Source organism: Virgibacillus sp. AGTR (genome assembly GCF_016919725.2).
Classification (GTDB): domain Bacteria; phylum Bacillota; class Bacilli; order Bacillales; family Amphibacillaceae; genus Virgibacillus; species Virgibacillus salarius.
Window position 1 is genome coordinate 20,178 of record NZ_JAJERH010000057.1, and the last position, 7,246, is coordinate 27,423.

The following is a 7,246-nucleotide window of genomic DNA, read 5'->3' on the forward strand; positions in this document are numbered from 1 at the left end:
AACCACTATTATTAAGTGTGTGAATCGACTGCCAGTAAATGTCCGATTGGTTCAAAGGCCTTTGAGTCATACCCTTGTGGTTCGAACAGTCCGTGGGGGAAACCACCTACGGATGGAAGCTTCACTTTATTTGCAGTCTTTACGTTTTGTATAGCATTATTTTTTCTTTTTTACTCTTCCTAAACCTATTGCTTTCTTTGCTTTCGCTACTGTACGATTCGCAGTGATGGATGCTTTTTCAGCCCCATTGTCTAAAATCTGATCTAGCTCATCTGAGTTAATTAAAGCATTATATTTATCCTGAATTGGTTTTAGTACTTCAATGACAGCGTCGGCAGTACCTTGTTTGAATTCACCATATCCCTTTCCTTCATATTTAGCTTCCAATTCTTGGATGGATTCTCCTGAACAAATGGAATGTATGGTAAGAAGGTTTGATACACCTGCCTTGTTCTCTTTATCATATTTAACAACACCATCAGAATCCGTGACGGCACTTTTAATTTTCTTCTCAATTTTATTTGGTTCATCAAGCATGGAAATAAAACCTTTTTCATTGGAATCGGATTTACTCATTTTTTTCAAAGGATCTTGTAATGACATAATTCTCGCACCGACTTTAGGAATGCTTACTTCAGGTATTGTAAAAATATCATTATATCGATTATTGAAACGATGGGCTAGATCTCTGGTTAATTCTAAGTGTTGTTTTTGATCATCGCCAACAGGAACAATATCTGTATTGTATAGTAAAATGTCAGCAGCCATTAGCGAAGGGTACGTTAATAAACCAGAGGATACAGCTTCTTTTCCTTTTGATTTATCTTTGAATTGCGTCATACGCTCTAATTCACCCATATAGCTAATGGATTGTAAGATCCAACCTAGCTGTGTATGTGCGGGCACTTCAGACTGAATAAATAGGGTTGACTTGTCAGGATCAATCCCAGATGCAAGGTATAATGCTGCAAGTGAGCGAATATTATATCTTAATTTTAAGCGGTCTTGAGGAACTGTAATAGCATGTTCATCTACAATACAAAAGTAGCAGTCATGATCGTCTTGTAGTTTTGTAAAATGTTTTAAAGCTCCTAAATAATTTCCTAACGTTAGTGTACCACTTGGTTGAATACCAGAGAATATTGTTTGCATAATAATTCTTCACTCCATTTCAATTTTGGGCCATATAAAAAGGTCCAATTATCCCTAAAAATAGGGACGATTGAACCGCGGTGCCACCCTTATTATCTTACATTATTAATGTAAGATCACTTTCAACATATAAGCTCTAAAGCCCATTTCCAATCATCCATAGCGCTTGTTTCCACCAACCACAAGCTCTCTGTTACATGGTGTTTTAGGATAATGCTCCAATGAAACAAACGAAAAACCCCATAATTTTTGCTAGCGGGACATTGTACTATATCTTTATCATCGCTTTAACTTATTAATTTACATTATTATATATGATAAGACATGGTAAAATCAAGTTACACTAGCTCTGCTTTACTAGCAAACTAAGCGTGATATTATATATATTTTTTAGTGTTTTAGCATTCGTGTATCCTCAGCATAAAAGTGCAATTACTCTAAGATGCCGAGAAATGAAAGAAACGCATGGAAAGGGGTTCAATTATGAAAGTACTAATCGTAGGTTCAGGGGCGATGGGAAGTTTATTTGCAGGCAAGTTAAAGCAACATGGTGTAGATATCACATTATTAAATAGGCCAAATAGCCATATAAAGGCAATACAAAAGACTGGGTTACAGATTGTCGAACAAGACGGAAATCTTGCTACAATTGATCTTATGGTAAAAACAAATGCTGCTGATTTAAACAATGATTATGACCTTATCCTTTTATTTGTTAAAGCATTTGCTACAGAATCTGTATTATCAAACGTTTTACCATTCCTTTCACGTACTACACCAATTCTCACGTTGCAAAATGGTGTTGGAAATATGGAAAAGATACAAAAGCTAAGTCCGTCACGTAACGTAGTTGTAGGTGGAACTAGTACCGGCGCTGGAATAGTAAAACCTGGTGTAGTGGAGCAACGTGCTTGGGGGAGTACATTTATCGGATCTACCGTACCAGAAAAGCACAAGCAATTACTTGAACAAATTGCCTCTCTCTTCTCTGCAGGGGGAATCAAGACACATGTATCTGAGAATGTTCAATCTGTCATTTGGAGTAAATTAATCGTTAATGTAGCCTATAATGGATTAACAGCCGTTACACGATTAACAAATGGGGAGGCAATACGGACAGATGAGGGGAAGGAACTAGTTGCAAAGCTGGTAACTGAGGCTGTGCAAATTGCAGAACGAAAAGGGATTCTGTTATTGTATGATGATCCAATAAATGAATGTATCCGTTTAGGAATAGAAGAGATCGGCAAAAATACATCATCTATGTTAACAGATGTTCTAAACAAAAGAAAAACGGAAGTTGAAGTAATTAATGGAGCAATTGTTAAGGAGGGAAAGAAACACAACATGGCTACTCCATACAATGAAATGATTCTGAAACTAGTTTATATGATTGAAAACAGCTATGAACAACGCTTATAAGAACCTTATTTTAGTCGAAAGATAAAGCGGGCAGGGCATAACTAAATGGTTTCTAAAGACGAACAACATACTATACTATCTCCGGACATTTACGTAGATCTCTGGGGGAAATTATTGGTGAGTCTTACAAGTGCATCAGCACGAGAAGGCTCACCAGCTGTTTATTATCTGGCTAAAACACTTTTGTCCCAATCACCAATATGTCTATGATTCTATTGTTGTTAATGGAGGCTCCTGTTCAAGGATTTCTCTAATTTCATTATTTTCATTCATAATAGCCACAAGCGGGCGATGTGCAGCCAGTTCTTCGTTTGAGATTAGTGCATAGGAAACAATAATAACAACATCTTCCTTCTGTACGAGTCTAGCTGCTGCTCCGTTTAGACAGACAACTCTTGATCCTCTTTCACCAGGTATAACATATGTTTCAAGTCGTGCCCCGTTATTATTATTGACAATTTGTACCTTTTCATGTGGAAGGATATTTACTTTATCCAAAATATCTTGATCAATAGTCACACTGCCAACATAATTTAAATTTGCCTCTGTTACCCGGGCTCTATGAATTTTACTTTTCATCATAGTACGAAACATACGATTTCCTCCTAGTTATAGCGGTTAATAATTTTTCCATTCGGATGTAAAATTAAATTATCGATTAATCTAGCTTCATCAAAGTAAACTGCCGCTGCAAGAATTACCTGCTGATTAATGGTGGAAACAGGTTTTAATGCGGGATAACTTAATAATTTAATATAGTCAATCTTTCCTGAAATATGTTTTTCCACTGTTTGAGTTACTTCTTTTATAATAAGGGCTGGATTTCCTTCACCTTTAAGAAGAAGCTGTTGACCAGCTAGTAACCCTTTATATATCCATACAGCTTCTCTTCTCTCATGTTCTTTTAAATTTACATTACGACTGCTCTTAGCTAAGCCGTCTTTTTCTCGAACCGTAGGTAATCCAATTAACTCCATTGGAAAATTTAAGTCTTGAATTAATGCATCAACTACAGCAACTTGCTGTGCATCCTTCAATCCAAAATAAACCTTAGTTGGACGAATAATGTGGAACAGCTTTGTTAACACGGTTAATACGCCATCGAAATGTCCAGGGCGAGAATGGCCGCATAATACATTTACTCTCTCCCTGATACTCATATGAATGAGCATCGCATGTGGATACATTTCTTTTACAGTTGGTATAAATAAGACATCAACACCAGTTTTTTCAGCAAGTAATGTATCAGATTGTTCATCTCTAGGGTATTTTTCAAAATCTTCATTTGGGCCAAACTGTAGCGGATTGACAAATATACTAGCTACAACAATTGCGTTCTCCTTTTTTGCTTCCTTCATGAGTTGTAAATGTCCTTCGTGTAAAAAACCCATTGTAGCAACGAATCCAATTTGTTTATGTTGTAAATGGTATTTTTGAATAATCTCACTCATTGTATTTACGGAACGTATGACTTGCATATAAATATCTCCTTACTCACTAATAGGCAAATAATCTTTATCTTTAATATGGAAGGATTGTTCATCAGCCGGGAAGGATACCTGTTTTACTTCTAAAATGTAAGATTTCAGTGCATTTATTCCTTCTGTATTAAAGTCAGTATAGGGCTTCACAAATTTTGGCAGACGCTCAATACCATATTTCATAATATCATGGTAAACAAGAACTTGACCATCACATTCTGGACCTGCACCTATGCCGATGGTTGGAATATCTACTGTAGCTGTTATTATTTCTGCTAGCTCCCTTGGAACGCATTCTAAAACAAGAGCAACTGCACCGTGTTCAGCTACTTGTTTTGCATCTTCCAGCAGCTGTTTGGCAGCAGCTTTATCCTTACCTTGTACTTTAAATCCGCCTAACACATTTACGGATTGGGGAGTTAAGCCTAAATGGGCGATGACTGGTATACCAGATTCTGTTAATCGTTCCATGAAATGAAGTATTTCTAGAGAAGCACCCTCAATTTTAAGGCTTTGCGCATTAGTTTCTTGAAAAAGCTTTGTGGCATTACGTAGCGAATTTTCTAAAGATATATGATACGACATAAATGGCATGTCAACAACAGTAAATGTATTCGGTGCACCGCGCTTGACTGCTTTAGCATGGTGGATCATATCATTGACCTTCACCTCAACAGTTGATGAATAACCTAGTACAACCATACCTAACGAATCACCGACGAGTATGGTATCAATACCAGCCTGTTCTGCCTGTTTTGCCGATGGGTAATCATAGGAAGTGACCATTGTAATTTTGTCTTGATTCGCTTTCATTTTTTTGAAATCTAGTACACTTAGCATTAAATATTTCCCCCTTTTCAGACAAGTTTAGTATGTATGTATATTCATATGTAGAATTTGACTTTCAATTGCAATGAAGTTAATTATACAATAAACAGGGAAAAGAATAAATCAAGTGGAATTTTTTCTGCAGAATCTAGTTTTTTTCGTTCAAAATTGACAAATTTTCCTTTATACTAGATTCATATTACATAGTTGGGGATTGATAGCTTATGAAGAAAAATAAAAACATCATCATCGCTTTTCTTGGGATTATATTGCTAAGTATTCCAGTAATTGTGAGTGGAGAGGAAGCACAAAAAGTGACTGCTCATCAGGAGAGGCAAATTAATATTAAACCATTAAAAGCGAATAAAACATTGAAGCGATTTGTACATACTTCAGGCTATGATTTTGAATATCCCGACGCGGTACGTGGGATATATGTTACTGGAAATTCAGCTGGAGGCAGTCGTTTCGATTCCCTTGTGGAGCTAGTGGATCGTACGGATTTAAATACAATGGTTATTGATGTGAAAGAGGATAATGGAAATTTAACTTTTACCCCGGAAAAAGGATCTCCATATGAGGAAATTGCGAAGGATTACATTGATAATCCCAAAAAAATGATGAAGGTTCTTGAAGAAAAAGGGATTTATCCGATTGCTAGAGTTGTTGTATTTAAAGATTCCGTATTAGCAAAAAAACGCCCAGATTTATCTTTTACTAAAAATGGTAAAGTATGGGTCAATGGTAAAGGTGAGGCATTTGTTAGTCCTTTCCAAAAAGAAGTATGGGAGTACAATGTAGAAATTGGAAAAATGGCAGCATCAATGGGCTTCCAAGAAATCCAATTTGATTATGTTCGTTTTCCAGAAGGTTTTGAACATCGAGATAAAGAACTGGAGTATTCATTAGGAGATTATGAAGATCTTGACATGAATAATATTAAAAAACGTGTAAAGGCAGTAACGGATTTTGTTCACTATGCAAAAGAAGAGCTCAATAATTACGATGTGGATGTATCTGTAGACATATTTGGTTATGCAGCAACTATTGAGGAAACGCCGGGAATTGGACAAAACTTCTCGAAAATCGCGGAGAATGTGGATATAATTTCTTCCATGATCTATCCTAGTCACTGGTCTTCTTATTTTGGAATAGAAAAGCCTGATACAGAGCCGTATAAATTAGTAAATGAGTATGCGAAAGTGGAAAATAAAGTTTTAGGGAAATTAGACGATGCTCCTATTTCTAGACCGTGGATACAGGATTTTGAGGCTCCTTGGTTATATAGTGGTGCTACAAAGCAATATGGAAAAGCAGAAGTAGAGGCACAAATCAAAGCATTGTATGAAAATGGTATCAATGAGTTTCTGCTGTGGAATGCTGGTAATTCCTATACAGAAAACGTAGATTATAAATTAGGTAAATAACAAAAGTGAAACAGAAGCTGAGACAAAAGAATGAAGAAACAATAAAAAAAGAACGATAAAATAATTATCGTTCTTTTTTTGATCAGAATCATTCATTTAGCACCTGAAACAAGCGAGACTCCGGCGGGAACAGCACGCGTCCGAAGATCCTCCTATTGATAACATGATTATTCGTATTTTGAGTAAAGAAGTTGTGTTTTGTCCCAGCCTCTGTTTTTTACATGATTTAGTGTAGAATGGGCAAGCTATAATAACACAAAATTATGAAACGATTTAACAAATCATTACATTTTCGTTATACTTAATACGACTACTAAAAAATAAGGAGTAGATCAATGAACTGGTATGAAAAGTTGAACAAGTATTTTCCTGTAGAAGAGATGAAATCAAGAGAACACATGGAAATGCTCTTAGAGGAAAAAGGAGATGTCTATTATAAAGACGAAAGTAATCAGCATGTTTTAATGTACGCTGAATTCGATACGTTTTTATTCATCGATTATCTATGGGTATCCGCAAAAACAAGAGGACAAGGGATTGGTCATTCCTTAATCGAAAAATTAAAGGCCAAGAATAAACCAATTATTCTGGAAGTAGAACCTGTAGATTATGAAGATTCAGATACAGAAAAAAGACTCCATTTTTACCACAGGGAAGGGTTTACCCATGCCCAATCTATCGGCTATAGTCGCCGTTCATTAGCCACTAATGAAGCTACCCCTATGGAAATACTTTATTGGTCACCTAATGATGATTCCGAAGACTTTATTTATGAACAGATGAAAAAAATGTATGAAGATATTCATACGTATAAAGATGAAGAAATTTACGGTCAGTCTTATCAGCCTGTGGATGAAGTGTTGACGTATGATGAAAATCGTTCTTCTGGAAATATTATGGAGAATTTAAAAACAACAGAGAAAGCCTAAGTAAAAA

At 35.9% G+C, this 7,246-nt stretch carries 7 protein-coding genes; 3 read left to right on the forward strand and 4 right to left on the reverse strand.

The window, feature by feature from the left end; all coding sequences use genetic code 11:
• Positions 1–156: 156 nt before the first annotated feature.
• Positions 157–1,152 carry a tryptophan--tRNA ligase gene (gene trpS, locus JUJ52_RS17045; protein ID WP_205388412.1) on the reverse strand — a complete coding sequence of 332 codons (996 nt, stop codon included), beginning with the start codon at positions 1,150–1,152 and terminating at the stop codon, positions 157–159.
• Positions 1,153–1,635: 483 nt separating this feature from the next.
• Between trpS and JUJ52_RS17050 the strand changes: the two genes are divergently transcribed.
• Positions 1,636–2,574: a ketopantoate reductase family protein gene (locus tag JUJ52_RS17050; RefSeq protein ID WP_026680647.1), complete on the forward strand. Its 939-nt coding sequence runs from the start codon at positions 1,636–1,638 to the stop codon at positions 2,572–2,574.
• Between the two features lie 204 nt (positions 2,575–2,778).
• Here the strand turns inward: JUJ52_RS17050 and panD are convergent, their stop codons facing one another.
• The 3 genes from panD to panB are packed head-to-tail and all read right to left on the reverse strand — an operon-like array spanning position 2,779 to position 4,895.
• Positions 2,779–3,168, reverse strand: coding sequence for an aspartate 1-decarboxylase (gene panD / locus JUJ52_RS17055; RefSeq protein WP_026680648.1), 390 nt, complete (start codon positions 3,166–3,168; stop codon positions 2,779–2,781).
• An 11-nt stretch (positions 3,169–3,179) separates the two neighbouring features.
• A complete protein-coding gene (gene panC / locus JUJ52_RS17060) occupies positions 3,180–4,052 on the reverse strand; it encodes a pantoate--beta-alanine ligase (protein ID WP_121604882.1) in 873 nt (290 codons plus the stop codon).
• A 12-nt stretch (positions 4,053–4,064) separates the two neighbouring features.
• Entirely contained in the window at positions 4,065–4,895 is an 831-nt protein-coding gene (gene panB, locus JUJ52_RS17065) for a 3-methyl-2-oxobutanoate hydroxymethyltransferase (protein ID WP_205388413.1), read from the reverse strand.
• 212 nt (positions 4,896–5,107) lie between these two features.
• On the opposite strand from panB, the gene JUJ52_RS17070 reads away from it, so the two are divergent.
• Positions 5,108–6,310 carry a putative glycoside hydrolase gene (locus JUJ52_RS17070; RefSeq protein ID WP_026680651.1) on the forward strand — a complete coding sequence of 401 codons (1,203 nt, stop codon included), beginning with the start codon at positions 5,108–5,110 and terminating at the stop codon, positions 6,308–6,310.
• Positions 6,311–6,645: 335 nt separating this feature from the next.
• The gene (locus JUJ52_RS17075; RefSeq protein ID WP_026680652.1) at positions 6,646–7,239 is read left to right on the forward strand and encodes a GNAT family N-acetyltransferase; all 594 of its coding nucleotides are present in this window, start codon (positions 6,646–6,648) and stop codon (positions 7,237–7,239) included.
• Positions 7,240–7,246 lie beyond the last annotated feature (7 nt).